A 14,349-nucleotide genomic window follows, 5' to 3' on the forward strand; every position below is an offset into this window, starting at 1 on the left:
CCGCCCCGGCGCCCTATTGCTGCGGCGCGTCAGTTTAACCAAAGGCCCATGACAGTCCATAGCCCACAAGGGAAGCCCAAGAGCTTCCAGGACATCATCCTGACCCTGCACGCCTTCTGGGCGAAGCAGGGATGTGTGATTTTGCAGCCTTATGATGTTGAGATGGGGGCGGGCACGTTCCATCCCGCCACCACGCTGCGCGCGCTGGGCCCGAAGCCCTGGAAGGCGGCCTATGTGCAGCCCTCGCGCCGGCCCTCTGACGGGCGCTATGGCGAGAACCCGAACCGGCTGCAGCATTATTATCAATATCAGGCGCTGCTGAAGCCGAGCCCGGACAATATCCAGCAGCTGCTGCTGGAAAGCTACGACGCCATCGGCATCGACCGGCGCAAGCATGACATCCGCTTCGTCGAGGATGACTGGGAAAGCCCGACTTTGGGCGCCTGGGGCCTGGGCTGGGAGGTCTGGTGCGACGGTATGGAGGTGACGCAGTTCACCTATTTCCAGCAGGTCGGCGGCATTGCCTGCGTCTCGCCCTCCTCCGAGATCACATACGGGCTGGAGCGGCTGGCGATGTATGTGCAGGGCGTGGAGAATGTCTACGAGCTGGATTTCAACGGCCAGGGTGTGTCCTACGGCGACGTGTTCCTGCGCGCCGAGCGTGACTATTCGAAGCATAATTTCGAGCTGGCCAATACCGACATGCTGGCACGGCATTTCGAGGATGCCGAGCGCGAATGCATGGCGCTGGTCGAGGGCATGGTCGCGCAGCCGGCCTATGATCAATGCATCAAGGCCAGCCATCTGTTCAACCTGCTGGATGCAAGGGGCGTAATCTCGGTGGCCGAGCGCGCCGCCTATATCGCGCGGGTGCGCAATCTGGCGAAGGCCTGCGCTGAAATCTGGCTTTCCGGTGAGTCCAATGGCTGAATTTTTTCTGGAACTCTTCTCCGAGGAAATCCCCGCCCGCATGCAGAAGGCGGCGAGCGAGGCGCTGGAGGCGATCTGCGCCCAGGCGCTGAAGCCGCTCTCGATTACGGTGCGCCAGGCTTATTACGGGCCGCGCCGCATCGCGCTTGCCGCCGAGATCGCCACCGAGGTTGCCGCCAGCTCGGTTTCCGAGCGCGGGCCGCGCGCCAGCGCGCCGGAGCAGGCTCTGGCCGGCTTCCTGCGCAAGCATGGGGCGGTGAAGGAGGATCTGGTCCAGGAGGGCGAGTTCTGGGTGCTTAATAAGCAGAGCCCGGCGCAGCCGGCGGCGGATTATATCGCCGGCGTGCTGCCGGAGCTGCTGGCGAAGTTGCCCTGGCCGAAATCCATGCGCTGGGGCTCGGGCGGGGAGTTCACCTGGGTGCGTCCGCTGCGCCGCATCGTCTGCCTGCTGGATGGCGCGGTGGTGCCGTTCAAGCTCGGGCCGGTGGAGAGCGGTAACCTCACCGAAGGCCACCGCGTGCACGGGCCGGGGCCGTTTGAGGTCTCCTCGGCCGCGGTGTGGGAAGAGAAACTGCGAGAGCATCACGTCATCGCCAACCCGGCCGAGCGCCGGGCGCGGGTGGCGGAGGGTATTGCGGAGGTTGCCGCGACGCTGAGCCTCAGCGTTGCCCCGGATGAGGGGCTGCTGGATGAGGTGACCGGGCTGGCCGAATGGCCGGTGCCGCTGATCGGGCAGATCGACAAGGAATTCATGGAGTTGCCGCCGGAAGTGCGGGAGCTTTCGATGAAGATTAACCAGAAGTATTTTGCGCTGCGGGATGAAACCGGCGCCCCGGCCCCGTATTTCGCCTTTGTGGCAAATTTGGCGGCGGATGATGAGGGCAAGGCGATTATCGCGGGCAATGAGCGCGTGCTGCGCGCGCGCCTGTCCGATGCGCGGCATTTCTGGGCGCTGGATCTGAAAACCCCGCTCGATAGCCTGCTGCCGAAGCTGGAGAAGATCACCTTCCACGCCAAGATCGGCACCCAGCGCCAGCGCGCGGACCGGATCGCGGATCTGGCCGAGGAAATCGCCACCGCTCTGGGCGGCTCGGCCGAGGAAGCCGGGCAGGCGGGGGTGGCCGGGCTGCTGGCGAAGGCGGATCTGGTGACCGGCATGGTCGGCGAGTTCCCCGAGCTGCAGGGCATCATGGGCGGCTATTACGCCACGCGCGGGCGCGGTGAGGTGATCGGCAGGGCGATTTCCAGCCATTACCAGCCGAAAGGCCCATCCGATGCGGTGCCCACTGGCATCGTCGCGGTGTCGGTGGCGCTGGCGGATAAGCTGGATACGCTGCGGGAATTTTTTGCGGTGGGCGAGAAGCCGACCGGCTCGGGCGATCCGTTCGCGCTGCGCCGGGCGGCGCTGGGTGTCATTCGCATCGTGCTGGAGAATCAGCTGCGTCTGCATTTGATGCCGCTTCTGGGCACGGCGCGAGGCGAGCTGTTTAGCTTCATCATCGAGCGGCTGCGGGTGAAACTGCGCGGCGAGGGCAAGCGCTTCGACGTACTGGATGCGGTGCTCGCCGCCGGTGAGGATGACGACCTGGTGCGGCTGATGTGGCGCGTTAAGGCGCTAAATTCTCTGCTGGAAGTAGAGAACGGTAAAAATCTCCTCGCAGCTTACAAGCGTGCTGCGAATATTCTTCGCCTAGAAAATGCCAAGGATGGTCCGCACGATGGTCTTCCTGACACGCAGCTTTGTACAAATGCTGTGGAACTTGATTTTGCTAAGGCGTTAGACTTTCTAATGCCGGTTGTCTCGACTGAAGTTAGAGCCGAGCGTTTTGGTGAAGCGATGAAATATCTCGCTGATCTTCGCAAATTCATCGACGCTTTTTTCGAAACCGTTACGGTCAACGCGGAATCGCCTGATTTGCGCCGCAATCGTTTGCGATTGCTCGCGCGCTTCACCGGCGCGGTCAACCAAGTGGCTGATTTTTCTCGGATTGAAGGGTGAGGAGACCAGGTAATGACGAAATGGGTTTATAATTTCGGCGCTGGCGTGAATGACGGCAACGCTTCGCTCCGCAACCTTTTGGGCGGCAAGGGGGCGAACCTGGCCGAGATGGCAAGCATCGATCTGCCGGTGCCGCCGGGCTTCACCATCACCACCGAAGTCTGCACCGCCTATTACGAGAATGACCGCAACTATCCCGCCGATTTGAAGGCGCAGGTGGATGCCGCGCTGGCGCGCATCGAGCAGGCGGTGGAGCGCAAATTCGGCGACAAGGACAAGCCGCTGCTGGTCTCCGTGCGCTCGGGCGCGCGCGTCTCCATGCCGGGCATGATGGATACCGTGCTCAATCTCGGCCTGAATGACGACACCGTGCTCGGCCTGGCGAAAGCCTCCGGGGATGAGCGTTTCGCCTGGGACAGCTATCGCCGCTTCATCCAGATGTACGGCTCCGTCGTGCTCAATGTCGATCATCACCGCTTCGAGGAAATCATCGAGCAGGTGAAGCTGGATGCCGACGTAACCGAGGACACCGCGCTGACCCCGGCCCATTGGCAGGACGTGGTCGAGGGCTACAAGAAGATGGTGCAGGAAGAGCTGGACCGGCCCTTCCCGCAGGACCCGCAGGACCAGCTCTGGGGGGCGATCACCGCGGTGTTCGGCTCCTGGATGAACCCGCGCGCCAATGTCTATCGCCGCCTGCACGACATCCCGGCCGATTGGGGCACGGCGGTGAACGTCCAGGCCATGGTGTTCGGCAATATGGGCAATGACTGCGCCACCGGCGTCTGCTTCACCCGCGACCCCTCCACCGGCCTCAATGAATTCTATGGCGAGTATCTGGTGAACGCGCAGGGCGAGGACGTGGTGGCGGGCATCCGCACCCCGCGCCCGCTCTCCAACGCCTATGCCAAGCCGGGCGAGGTCTCCATGGAGGACGCGCTCCCCGAGGCCTATAAGGAGCTGCATAAGGTCCGCGAAATCCTTGAGAAACACTACAAGGATATGCAGGACATCGAGTTCACCGTGCAGCAGAACAAGCTCTATATGCTGCAGACCCGCGCGGGCAAGCGCTCCGCCGCGGCGTCCCTGCGCATCGCCGTGGAAATGGCGAATGAAGGGCTGATCGACAAGAATACCGCGATCATGCGCGTGAACCCCTCGGCGCTGGACCAGCTGCTGCACCCCACGCTGGACCCGAAGGCGGAGAAGACCATCTTCTCCAAGGGCCTGCCCGCCTCCCCGGGTGCGGCCTCCGGCGCGGTCGTGTTCTCCGCCGATGAGGCCGAGCTGCGCGCGCAGAAGGGTGAGTCGGTGGTGCTGGTGCGTATCGAGACCAGCCCGGAAGATATTCACGGCATGCACGCCGCCCAGGGCATTCTCACCACCCGCGGCGGCATGACCAGCCACGCCGCCGTGGTGGCGCGCGGCATGGGCCGGCCCTGCGTGGCCGGTGCCGGCGGCATCTCGGTCGATTACGGCGCGCAGACCCTCTCCGCCAATGGCGTGGTGCTGCGCGCGGGCGATATCATCACCATCGATGGCTCCACCGGCGAGGTTTATGCCGGCGCGATGAAGATGATCGAGCCGCAGCTCTCCGGCGATTTCGGCACGCTGATGGAGTGGGCCGACCAGGCCCGCCGCCTGAAGGTGCGCACCAACGCGGAAACCCCGCTGGATGCCGAGACCGCCCGCAAGTTCGGCGCCGAGGGCATCGGGCTGTGCCGCACCGAGCATATGTTCTTCGACCCGGCGCGCATCGGCGCCGTGCGCCAGATGATCCTGGCCAAGGACGAGGCCGGCCGGCGCGCTGCCCTCGCCAAGCTGCTGCCCTTCCAGCGCGAGGATTTCGTTTCTCTGTTCAAGATCATGGAAGGGCTGCCGGTCACCATCCGCCTGCTCGACCCGCCTTTGCATGAATTCCTGCCGCATGGCGAGGCGGAGATGCAGGAGGTGGCGGATGCGCTGGGGGTCGATATCGCGGTGATCCGCGCGCGTGGCGAGGAGCTGTCCGAAGCCAACCCGATGCTCGGCCATCGCGGTTGCCGCCTGGGTGTGACCTATCCGGAAATCTACGAGATGCAGGCCCGGGCCATTTTCGAGGCGGCGGTGGAGGTGGCGAAGACCGCCAACGCCCCGGTGCCGGAGATCATGATCCCGCTGGTCGGCACCAAGAAGGAGCTGGATATCACCCGCGCCCAGGTGGAGGCCACCGCCAAGGCGGTGTTCGCGGAAACCGGCAAGACCATCGAATATTCGGTGGGCACGATGATCGAGCTGCCGCGCGCGGCGCTGATCGCCGACCAGATCGCCGAGGCGGCGGACTTCTTCTCTTTTGGCACCAACGATCTGACCCAGACCGTGTTCGGCCTCTCGCGTGACGATGCCGGCAAGTTCCTGCCCTTCTATGTCGAGAAGGGCATCCTGCCGAAGGATCCGTTCGTCTCCATCGATGTCGATGGTGTCGGCGGGCTGGTGAAGATCGCCGCCGAGAAGGGCCGGGGCAAGAAGGCCGGGCTGAAGCTGGGCATCTGCGGCGAGCATGGTGGCGATCCGGCCTCCATCTCCTTCTGCGAGAGCGTCGGGCTGGATTATGTCTCCTGCTCGCCCTACCGCGTGCCGGTGGCCCGTCTGGCCGCCGCCCAGGCGGCGATCGAGGTCAAGGAGACCCATTTCCGCGACAAATAAGCGGAGGCTCTTTCCAACGAAAAAGGCCGGGAGCGATCCCGGCCTTTTTTATGCGGTTATGGCGAGGCCTTGCCGTCCAGCTCCGGCACATGGCAGCCCGGCTCCACCTTGCCGGTGAATTTTGGCCAGAGCTGCGTCTCGCCCAGCACCGGCACGCCGATATAGCCATGCAGATCCAGATTGCCCTTGGCGTCGAACTTCACCATGGTACGATAGACATTGCCGTTGCGCGGGTCCTGCAGCACGCCTTTCCAGCGCGGGGTGCCGTCATCGGTCTTGCCGTCCGGGGCGACGCGCAGCATCAGGAAGCCGCATTGCGGCTGGCCGCGCCAGTCGGTCGGCATCGCATCGCCCGGATGGTCGAGCGCGATGCCGGCCATGAAACCGCAGAGATCATCGCCGCATTGCGAGATTTCCAGCACGATCTCGTGGCCGGAGGAGACCCAGTAGCCAGGGGTGAAACCCGAAGCTGCGGCGGGCAGAGCGCTGCCGGCCAGCATTGCGCCAGCCAGCAGCATCCCACGACAGAAAGAAAGACAGAAAGAAAAAGCTCCCAGACGGTGCCCCTTGTTGAGGCTTGCCGACAGGAATTTCCTAACAAATCCGGCCGTGCCAGGAATAGTGTTTCCTCGCCAAGGCGCTGTCATTTTTGATACCTGTTGCAAGAAAGCTGCATTGGTCAGAAAGGGTTTCAAAAATTATCCTTCGCCGCGCGCAGTTTCGCGAAGCTTTCCTCGTCTGGGGCGCGCAGGAACGGGTTGGTGGCGCGCTCCTGGCCCAGTTTCACCGGCAAAGTGGGCTTGCCCGCCGCGCGCAGCGCCTGCACCTCGGCGGCGCGGGCCTGCAGCGCCGCATTGCCAGGCTCCACGCTCAGCGCGAATTTGGCGTTGGAGGCGGTATATTCATGCCCGGCGCAGACCAGCGTGTCGTCCGGCAGGTCGCCATATTTGGCGATGGCGTTGAACATCTGCGCCGGCGTGCCCTCGAACAGCCGGCCGCATCCCAGGCTGAACAGCGTGTCGCCCGGCAGCAGGATGCCGCCATCGGCGATATAGTAGGAGATATGGCCCAGCGTATGGCCGGGGGTTTCGATCACCCGCAGCCTGGCGCTGCCGAATTCCACCAGCGAGCCTTCATGCACGGAAATATCCAGCTTCGGCAGGCGCTGCGCGTCCGCGCCATTACCGACCACCTGCGGGCGGTAGGCCGCCACCAGCTCCGCGACGCCGCCGATATGGTCGTCGTGATGATGGGTGAGGAAGATGTAATCCAGCCTTTTGCCCAGCGCCTCCAGCGCGGCGACGGCCGGGGCGGCCTCTGCCGGATCGACGATGCCGGTCTTGCCGGAGACACTATCGACCAGCAGCCAGGCATAATTGTCGGACAGCATGGGAATGGCTTGCGCCGTGACGGTCATCGCTCTCGCTCCTTCGCGTTACGTGGTTATATAGGGGCAATGGCGATCGATGCACGAGATGCGGCCGGATTTTACGCAACCGCGCTGGGCCGGCATGTGGCCCTGTTGTTGCGCCAGAAGCTGGCGCGGCTCTGGCCGCGCATGGAAGGGCTTTCGGTTCTGGGCATCGGCCATGCCGGGCCGTGTTTGCATCCCTGGCGGGAGGCGGCGCGCTGCATCGCGCTCTCGCCCAACCATATGGGGGCCGCGCCCTGGCCGGCGGGGCTGGCCAATCTCTCCTGCATGGCCGAGGCGGAGGCGCTGCCCTTCGCGGATCTCAGCTTCGACCGGATTTTGCTGATCCACGGGCTGGAACAGGCCGAGAATGCCAGGCGCACGCTGCGCGAGGCCTGGCGGGTGCTGAAGGATGACGGGCGGATGATCGTGGTGGCGCCCAACCGGCGCGGGCTTTGGGCCTATGCGGAGAGCACGCCCTTTGGCCATGGCCAGCCTTATTCGGAGGGCCAGCTGGCGCGGCTGCTGACCGGGCTGTTCTTCCAGGTGGAGGCGCAGACCACCGCCCTCTACACCCCGCCGCTGCTGCCGGCCCCGCCGCGGCGGGTGGCCGGGCTGCTGGAAAAGGCGGGCCCGGTGCTGGCGCCGCAATTTGCCGGGCTGACGCTGGCGGAGGTGAGCAAGAACCTGCATGGCGTGCTGCCGGCGGGGCGGATGGCCACGGCCCGGCGGGTGCTGGCCGGCGCCGGATTTTCGCGCGGGACTTAGCGGTAAGGTGCGGGGGCTTTTCGAAAAAACTTCCTACCCCCTTCGCCATAAACCCTAACGCGCCTCCGGCTTGGCTGGCGGCCCCAGCAGCGCCTCGCCGGGGGGCAGGTCCAGCTTCATGCTCTGGCGCCGGTAGGAAAGGGCGATGCCCGCCTCGGCGAAGCGCTTCTGCACCCGGGCATTGAATTCGCGCCGCACCGCCCAGTGCTGGCCCGGCCCGGTGCGGATCTGCCCGGTGAAGACCAGCCCCAGCTCGCCGAAACTATCCAGCCCGAACAGCTGCAGATCGTCGCGCATCATCGCCCCCCAGGCGGCCTCGGCCCGCATCTTCGCGCCGATCTCCTTCAGCAAGGCGCTGACCCGCTCGATATCCTCGTCATAGGAGACCATCACCGAAATCTGCGCATAGGAGAAATCCCGGGTCTGGTTGGTGACGGTGGTGACCGAGGAGAAGGGGATGATGTTGACCGAGCCATCGCCGCCACGCAGCCGGATGGTGCGCAGCGAAAGCCGCTCCACCGTGCCGGACATGCCGCCGAGCGTGACCACATCGCCCACCTGCATCGCATCTTCGAACAGCAGGAACAGCCCGGTGATGATATCCTGCACCAGCTTCTGGCTGCCGAAGCCGACCGCGATGCCGACCACCGAGGAGACCGCCAGCAAGCCCGTGGTGTTCACCCCGATGCGCGAGAGACAGATGATCAGCGCCACCAGCACCAGCACGATGCCGATGGCGGCGCGCAGCATCGGCAGCAGCGTGCGCAGGCGCGAGGCCTGGCGGGTCTTGCCGGCGTTGTTCAGCCGCTCGATCCGCGCATCGAGCTGGTAATTGATCGCCTCCCACAGCACGATGGCGATGGCGACGGTGACCAGCACGCTGAACCCGGCGGAGAGCAAGGCGCGGCTGATATTGTTGGTCAGCAGCCAGCCGAACGCATCCACCCCCCAGCCCTGCAGCACCAGCACCAGCACCAGCAAGGCGATGACGAAGCGCACGACGAGGCGGATCAGCGGATTATAGGTACGCGCCCGGCCGAGCACGGCGCTGCGGCGGGCGGCGCTGTCCTCATCCGGGAAAATCCGCGCGAGGGCGCGATTGCTGCCCACCCAGGCAAGCCGCCCCAGCACCAAAGCGATGAACACCACCAGCAAGGCCCGCAGCAGCACCACCAGCGCATTCTGCACCCCGCCCGCCCAGGCGACCCAGAGGGCGAGCACATAGAACAGCGCAAAAATATACCAGACCTTGGAAAAGCGCCGCCGCATGCCGGCGAAATAGCTGTCACTCCCGGGCTTGCCGGCGATCCAGCGGCTGATCACGCGCCGGCTCCGCCAGATCGCGAAGGCGACCTCCAGATGCACGACCAGCGCCGCCAGCCGCAGCAGCGCCCCGGCGCCATCCTTGGGCAGGAACAGGATCTCGGCCACCGAGATGATGCAGAAGGCGACGAAGATGGTGATGATCAGCAGCATCGCCCGGCGCATCAGCCATTTCGCATGGGCACTGGCCAGATGCGCCAGCCGCAGGCTGGGGGCGTTGGGCGAAAAGAGCAGCCGCAGCACCTCCTGGGTCAGCCGTGCCGCCAGATAGGCGTTGACGATGCCCACCACCGCCAGATGCGCCGGCCGCCGGGCGATGAGGCCGGAATTGAGGATGAGCTGTTCGGTGATGCCGAAGGCGGCGATCGGCAGCAGCATCAGCAGGAATTTCAGCAGCGCGAAGCCGAAGCGCCGGCTCCAGGCGCGCAGACTGGTGCGCCGGGGCGGGCGCTGCTCGCTCTCGCCCTCCTCCGCGCTGGCGAGACCGTCCAGATCCGGTGTCGGCAGATATTCGTTGCGGCGGGGCACCGCCTGGCGGGCGCAAAGTGCGGCGGCGCCGCGCAGTGCCAGCACCAGCAGCACATCCAGCGCCATGCCCGGCACCACCGCGATGGCCAGCGCCATCCCGATGGCCAGCGCATCCGCCCGGCGCTGCGGCGCATCGGCAAAGCCCGCCAGCCAGTGCCAGACCGGCGTCAGCCGGGTGGATCGATGCAGCGCATCGGCGAAATCATCGAAGGTGCGGGTGGCTTCATGGCCCAGCACGCTGGTCAGCGCGAAGCCGATCTCGCTGGTGCCGAACGGCGCCGGGGCGGGGCTCTGGCCGGCCGCGCCGGCGCTGGCATCCGCCCCGGTGAGGGCGGCCAACGGCGAGCCGGGGATGATCGCCGGCGCGCTCTTGGCCGGCGCCGCCGGGGCGCTGGCGGCGGGGGCGGCGGCTGGCGCCGGCGCGGCGGCGGGCGTGTTGGCGCGGCCAAGCCCCGGCACCAGCAAGACCAGAAACAGGAACGTCAACAATAAGCGCATGAACCAAGCCTGTAAGCCGAAACGGGGGACGTCAACCGGGGAGATAGGCAAATCCGTCAGTCATCGTATAGTGGCGCCATGCGGGGGATCATACTGGTCTTGTTGGGGTTGGATATGCTGGCGGTGGTGGGCGTGATGCTCGCCGGCGTGCTGGGCATGGCCGACAAAACCCGCGACCCGCGCCGCGCCAATCTGCTGATGCGCTGGCGCGTGGGGCTGCAGGGGCTGGCGATCCTGCTCGTCGTGATTTTGATGGTCAGCTGATGCCGCGTTTTGCCTTTTCCCAGATCGACGTGTTCACCGCCCGCCCCGGCTATGGCAACCCGCTGGCGCTGGTGCATGGCGCTGATGGCCTGAGCGGCGAGGAGATGCAGCATTTCGCGCATTGGACCAATCTCAGCGAAACCGCCTTCCTGCTGCCGCCCACGGCGCTGGAGGCCGACTACCAGGTGCGGATTTTCACCCCGAAATCCGAGCTGCCCTTCGCCGGCCATCCGACCTTGGGCAGCTGCCATGGCTGGCTGGCCGCCGGCGGGGTGCCGAAGGGCGACTTCATCGTGCAGCAATGCCAGGCCGGGCTGGTGAAACTCCGCCGCGACGGGCAGCGTTTGGCCTTCGCCGCGCCGCCTGCCGCGCAATCGGACATCGCGCCGGCGCTGAAATCCCGCATCGCTGCGGTGTTGGGCATTGCGGCGGCGGAGATTCTCGCCACGCGCCAGCTCTCCGCCACCCGCCCCGGCTGGACCGGCGTGTTGCTGAAGGACCGCGCCGCGGTGCTGGCGCTGCGGCCGGATTTCGCGGCGCTTGGGGAGATGGAGCTGGGCGTTGTTGCGCCGCACGGCGCGGATGGGGTGGATTTCGAGGTGCGCGGCTTTGTCAATGATGTCGGCGGGGAGGACCCGGTGACCGGCAGCCTGAATGCCGGGCTGGCGCGCTGGCTGATTGGCGCGGGGATTGCCCCTTCGCGCTATGTCGCCGCGCAGGGCACCGCTCTGGGCCGCGCCGGGCGGGTGCATGTGGCGCATGAGGACGGCGAATTCTGGATCGGCGGGGAGAGCGTGGAGGTGATCTCCGGCACGCTCGCCCTCTGAGCCATGCCGGGTGATCTGTTCCCCGAAACCCTGGCCCATCCCGGCCTGACCATCCTGCCGGGCTTCGCGGCCGAGGCCGCGCCCGCGCTGATGGCGGCGGTGCGGGAGATCGCCGCCCACGCCCCCTTCCGGCGCATGAAAACCCCCGGCGGCAAGGAGATGAGTGCCGCCATGACCAATTGCGGCGCCGTGGGCTGGGTGAGCGATGCCAAGGGCTATCGCTACCAGGCGAGCGACCCCTATACCGGCCTGCCCTGGCCGATGATGCCGGCGATTTTCCATGATCTGGCCCAGCGCGCGGCGCAAGCCGGCGGGTTCGCGGGGTTTGCGCCGGACGTGGCGCTGATCAACCGCTATGAGCCGGGCGCCAAAATGTCCCTGCATCAGGATGTCGACGAGCAGGATTTTTCCGCGCCGATCGTCTCGGTCTCGTTGGGCCTGCCCGCGATGTTTTTATGGGGCGGGGCGAAGCGGACGGACAAGGCGGCGCGGATTGCGCTGGCCAGTGGTGACGTGCTGGTGTGGGGCGGGCCGGCGCGGCGGTATTTTCACGGGGTTGCGCCGGTGAAGGCGGGGACGCATCCGCTGACGGGGGCGGCGCGGGTGAATTTGACGCTCAGGCGGGCGATGTAGGGGGCGGCGGCCTGAATTGAGGTGAAGGGCAGCCCGGTTTTCATTGGTGAGCATTCGCCGTCTTCGAAAGGTAATAGATGTTTCGCGTTGCGGTTGTTCTATTTGAAATAGAATCAGTATCATCGTCACAAACGATTCAAAGACAATGAGAGGGCGGCATGGCAGCACTGAGGCTGAGCGAGATAAGGCAACTTGTGAGCAAAAATAACCGCTCAAATATTTTATCAGACGAGTTCGTTATTTGTCAGATTTGGAAAGAGTGCGGATTTCGACCGCGACGGAATGAAGAAGGCTCCTCCGCTGCCGGAATGATGCAAATGACCAAGGCCGCGATCAAAGATGTGAATGCTAGTTTGGGACAACACGCAAAACATTACACAGAGCAAGACATGTCCGACAACGCGCTGAATATCCAATGTGGAACACTTTATCTCGACATCCGTATCAAGCGGGCGGGGAACGACATCAAGGCAGGCGTGAATGGATACGGAACTGGCAATGGCTATGTGGATAATATTCTGACCTGTGAAGCCTGCCTGAAAAAAGCGACAGGGGGGATCAATTGTCTGATCCAAATTCACCCATGATTCGTCGTATTGTGATCAGCGCTTTCATTCTCTGCGCCATGCCAGCCATGGCGGCTACTGGGTGGGGCAGTTTAAGCAATTGGATCGGCCATTATCCGGATGAAAAGCTGGGGCCGGCAGGCGCGCAGTTGCTGGGTGTTCCGGCCATTCATTCCACGCTGCGGCATGTTTTGCCCGCCGCCGATTTTCAGGCGCTAAGCAACAGGTACAAACTGGCGGACCAAGTTTCGCAGGTGGGGCACTACATCCTCGTTGATTACTGCACAGCACATGATTGCGGGGCCAGCAATGTGACCATCGTGCTGGATCAGACCAGCGCCAATCTTTGGGTCGCTTTTTTCAGTTCCAAAGGTTCCTCGGTTTCCACACGCTGGTATGGTACCGCGGATTATGCCGATCTGCCAGCGAACGTGCAGAATGCCGTCATAGCCGTGCATCGCCCAGCCAATTGATGGTTTGCAATAAAAACGGGGCCTTTCGGCCCCGTTCCCATCTCACTCCGCCGCGATGATTGACGGCAGCTTGTAGCCCCGCGGCCGGTAGAACAGGATCCCCAGCGCCAGCCCGCCAATGCCGACGACCTTGACGATCATGTTGAAGGTCGTGATCGCGTAAAACCCAAGCCCGATCAGCGCAATCGCCGACAGCGCCGGGAAGATCACATATTGCACGAAGGTGAAGCCGCTGCTCTTGCGATACACCCAGGCGCAGACCAGCCCGGCCAGGCCGTAATAATAGCAGACCTGCACCGCGATGGCGGCGACCGAGTCATTCAAAATCGTGGACACCGAAGGCAGGAAGCTGGAAATCACGATCAGCACCAGCCCGACGATCAGCAGCATATACATGGTGCGCACCGGGGTGATGGTTTTCTCGTGCACCTGGCCGAAATAACCCGGCAGCGCGCGGTCGCGGCCCATGGCGAACAGGGTGCGGGAGAATTGCAGCATCGTCGTCTCCAGCGTGGCGACGGAGGAGAGGATCAGCACCAAAGCCGCGCCATACCCGCCCACCTTGCCAAGCCCGGCGGCGACGGCGACGTGATAGATCAGATTATCGGAAAAGCCAGAGGCATCCTTGAGGGAAAACATCATCAGCGCCGCCACGGTGAAGGCGACGAAGGAGGCGATGGTGGCGAAGATGGAGAGAAACCCGCCGCGCCCGGCGAGGTTCTGCTCCTGGCCCTTGGTTTCCTCGGCCAGATTCGCCGTCACGTCCCAGCCCCAATACAGGAACACCACGCTGAGCGAGGAGGCGGCGAAGCTGCCGGCGGGGTAGTTGAAGCCGAACCAGGACCAGGAGAAGGGCGAAACCGAGCCATGCAGCCCGCTATGGATGAAGGCGGCGACGCAAATGATGGCGAGAATGCCAAGCTCGATCCCGCTCATCACCATCTGGATCTTGCTGGTCAGCTCGATACCGGTGATCAGCACCAGCCCGATGACGATGAACCAGACCGCGCCGATGCCGGTGGTGAGCAGAACATTGCTGGCCAGATCAGGGTCGATCAATTGCAGCGTGGCGGTGCCCAGCGGCACCGAGCCGGTGACCATGAACACCAGAGCCGCGATCAGCAGCGCCCAGCCGGAGAAATAGCCGAAAAATCCACCGAACACGGATTTCGTCCATTCATAGGCCGCGCCCGCATTCGGCATTTTATGCGTGAGCCCCTTATACGCGACGGCGATGCCCAGCATCGGCACCGCGAAGATCAGCAGCGCGTTGGGTGAGACGCTGCCCGCCGTGGCGAGCAGCCCGGCAATGGCGACGGCGATGGAAAAGCCTGGCGCGGAGCCGGCTACGCCCATGATGATCGATTCGAAAAACGATAACGAATCCGCTTTGAGTTTCGTGCTCATGCTGCTTCCTCCCCGTAGGGAATGAGGGTTGTTTTGG

General features: G+C 64.5%; 13 protein-coding genes. 9 read left to right on the top strand and 4 right to left on the bottom strand.

Annotation, left to right across the window (positions count from 1 at the left end):
- Positions 1-48 precede the first annotated feature (48 nt).
- From T331_RS0103255 to ppdK, 3 genes are read left to right on the top strand one after another with little or no spacing between them, the layout of a single operon-like run.
- A complete protein-coding gene (locus tag T331_RS0103255; RefSeq protein WP_008494879.1) occupies positions 49-930 on the top strand; it encodes a glycine--tRNA ligase subunit alpha in 882 nt (293 codons plus the stop codon).
- Positions 923-2,929, top strand: coding sequence for a glycine--tRNA ligase subunit beta (gene glyS / locus T331_RS0103260; RefSeq protein WP_026439011.1), 2,007 nt, complete (start codon positions 923-925; stop codon positions 2,927-2,929). The genes T331_RS0103255 and glyS overlap by 8 nt, the downstream gene beginning before the upstream one ends.
- Positions 2,930-2,941: 12 nt before the next feature.
- Positions 2,942-5,614, top strand: coding sequence for a pyruvate, phosphate dikinase (gene ppdK / locus T331_RS0103265; protein ID WP_008494881.1), 2,673 nt, complete (start codon positions 2,942-2,944; stop codon positions 5,612-5,614).
- A gap of 56 nt (positions 5,615-5,670) precedes the next feature.
- Here the strand turns inward: ppdK and T331_RS17160 are convergent, their stop codons facing one another.
- Both T331_RS17160 and gloB read right to left on the bottom strand, forming a co-directional pair.
- On the bottom strand, positions 5,671-6,132 hold the full coding sequence (locus tag T331_RS17160) for a DUF2147 domain-containing protein (protein ID WP_051622074.1): 462 nt from the start codon (positions 6,130-6,132) through the stop codon (positions 5,671-5,673).
- Positions 6,133-6,305: 173 nt separating this feature from the next.
- Positions 6,306-7,031, bottom strand: coding sequence for a hydroxyacylglutathione hydrolase (gene gloB, locus T331_RS0103275; RefSeq protein ID WP_026439012.1), 726 nt, complete (start codon positions 7,029-7,031; stop codon positions 6,306-6,308).
- Positions 7,032-7,070: 39 nt separating this feature from the next.
- Here gloB and T331_RS0103280 point away from each other — a divergent pair, with 39 nt between their 5' ends.
- Positions 7,071-7,793 carry a class I SAM-dependent methyltransferase gene (locus T331_RS0103280; protein ID WP_026439013.1) on the top strand — a complete coding sequence of 241 codons (723 nt, stop codon included), beginning with the start codon at positions 7,071-7,073 and terminating at the stop codon, positions 7,791-7,793.
- Between the two features lie 54 nt (positions 7,794-7,847).
- On the opposite strand, the gene T331_RS17165 is transcribed toward T331_RS0103280, so the two are convergent.
- The gene (locus tag T331_RS17165) at positions 7,848-10,142 is read right to left on the bottom strand and encodes a mechanosensitive ion channel family protein (protein ID WP_051622076.1); all 2,295 of its coding nucleotides are present in this window, start codon (positions 10,140-10,142) and stop codon (positions 7,848-7,850) included.
- Between the two features lie 78 nt (positions 10,143-10,220).
- Between T331_RS17165 and T331_RS0103290 the strand changes: the two genes are divergently transcribed.
- The 5 genes from T331_RS0103290 (at position 10,221) to T331_RS0103310 (ending at position 12,905) form a co-directional block, all read left to right on the top strand.
- Positions 10,221-10,406 (top strand): HIG1 domain-containing protein, encoded by a 186-nt coding sequence (locus T331_RS0103290; protein WP_026439014.1) that lies wholly within the window; start codon positions 10,221-10,223, stop codon positions 10,404-10,406.
- The gene (locus T331_RS0103295) at positions 10,406-11,233 is read left to right on the top strand and encodes a PhzF family phenazine biosynthesis protein (protein ID WP_026439015.1); all 828 of its coding nucleotides are present in this window, start codon (positions 10,406-10,408) and stop codon (positions 11,231-11,233) included. The genes T331_RS0103290 and T331_RS0103295 overlap by 1 nt, the downstream gene beginning before the upstream one ends.
- 3 nt (positions 11,234-11,236) lie before the next feature.
- Positions 11,237-11,866, top strand: coding sequence for a DNA oxidative demethylase AlkB (alkB, locus tag T331_RS0103300; RefSeq protein ID WP_026439016.1), 630 nt, complete (start codon positions 11,237-11,239; stop codon positions 11,864-11,866).
- 158 nt (positions 11,867-12,024) lie between these two features.
- The gene (locus tag T331_RS19375) at positions 12,025-12,453 is read left to right on the top strand and encodes a transglycosylase SLT domain-containing protein (protein WP_081822106.1); all 429 of its coding nucleotides are present in this window, start codon (positions 12,025-12,027) and stop codon (positions 12,451-12,453) included.
- Positions 12,450-12,905, top strand: a complete 456-nt coding sequence (locus T331_RS0103310; RefSeq protein ID WP_026439018.1) for a hypothetical protein — start codon at positions 12,450-12,452, stop codon at positions 12,903-12,905. Before T331_RS19375 ends, T331_RS0103310 begins: the two co-directional genes overlap by 4 nt.
- 42 nt (positions 12,906-12,947) lie before the next feature.
- Here the strand turns inward: T331_RS0103310 and T331_RS17170 are convergent, their stop codons facing one another.
- Positions 12,948-14,312: an APC family permease gene (locus T331_RS17170; RefSeq protein WP_051622078.1), complete on the bottom strand. Its 1,365-nt coding sequence runs from the start codon at positions 14,310-14,312 to the stop codon at positions 12,948-12,950.
- Positions 14,313-14,349: the final 37 nt, after the last annotated feature.

The sequence above is a fragment of the Acidocella facilis ATCC 35904 genome (assembly GCF_000687875.1).
In the GTDB taxonomy this organism is placed as follows: Bacteria; Pseudomonadota; Alphaproteobacteria; order Acetobacterales; family Acetobacteraceae; genus Acidocella; species Acidocella facilis.

What these genes read in the sequence shown, in the direction of transcription:
- gloB (WP_026439012.1), bottom strand. Translation starts at nt 7,031, where the DNA reads ATGACCGTCACGGCGCAAGCCATTCCCATGCTGTCCGACAATTATGCC.
- T331_RS17160 (WP_051622074.1), bottom strand. Translation starts at nt 6,132, where the DNA reads ATGCTGCTGGCTGGCGCAATGCTGGCCGGCAGCGCTCTGCCCGCCGCA.
- ppdK (WP_008494881.1), top strand. Translation starts at nt 2,942, where the DNA reads ATGACGAAATGGGTTTATAATTTCGGCGCTGGCGTGAATGACGGCAAC.
- T331_RS19375 (WP_081822106.1), top strand. Translation starts at nt 12,025, where the DNA reads ATGGCAGCACTGAGGCTGAGCGAGATAAGGCAACTTGTGAGCAAAAAT.
- T331_RS0103295 (WP_026439015.1), top strand. Translation starts at nt 10,406, where the DNA reads ATGCCGCGTTTTGCCTTTTCCCAGATCGACGTGTTCACCGCCCGCCCC.
- T331_RS0103310 (WP_026439018.1), top strand. Translation starts at nt 12,450, where the DNA reads ATGATTCGTCGTATTGTGATCAGCGCTTTCATTCTCTGCGCCATGCCA.
- T331_RS17165 (WP_051622076.1), bottom strand. Translation starts at nt 10,142, where the DNA reads ATGCGCTTATTGTTGACGTTCCTGTTTCTGGTCTTGCTGGTGCCGGGG.
- T331_RS0103290 (WP_026439014.1), top strand. Translation starts at nt 10,221, where the DNA reads ATGCGGGGGATCATACTGGTCTTGTTGGGGTTGGATATGCTGGCGGTG.
- T331_RS0103280 (WP_026439013.1), top strand. Translation starts at nt 7,071, where the DNA reads ATGGCGATCGATGCACGAGATGCGGCCGGATTTTACGCAACCGCGCTG.
- T331_RS0103255 (WP_008494879.1), top strand. Translation starts at nt 49, where the DNA reads ATGACAGTCCATAGCCCACAAGGGAAGCCCAAGAGCTTCCAGGACATC.
- glyS (WP_026439011.1), top strand. Translation starts at nt 923, where the DNA reads ATGGCTGAATTTTTTCTGGAACTCTTCTCCGAGGAAATCCCCGCCCGC.
- alkB (WP_026439016.1), top strand. Translation starts at nt 11,237, where the DNA reads ATGCCGGGTGATCTGTTCCCCGAAACCCTGGCCCATCCCGGCCTGACC.
- T331_RS17170 (WP_051622078.1), bottom strand. Translation starts at nt 14,312, where the DNA reads ATGAGCACGAAACTCAAAGCGGATTCGTTATCGTTTTTCGAATCGATC.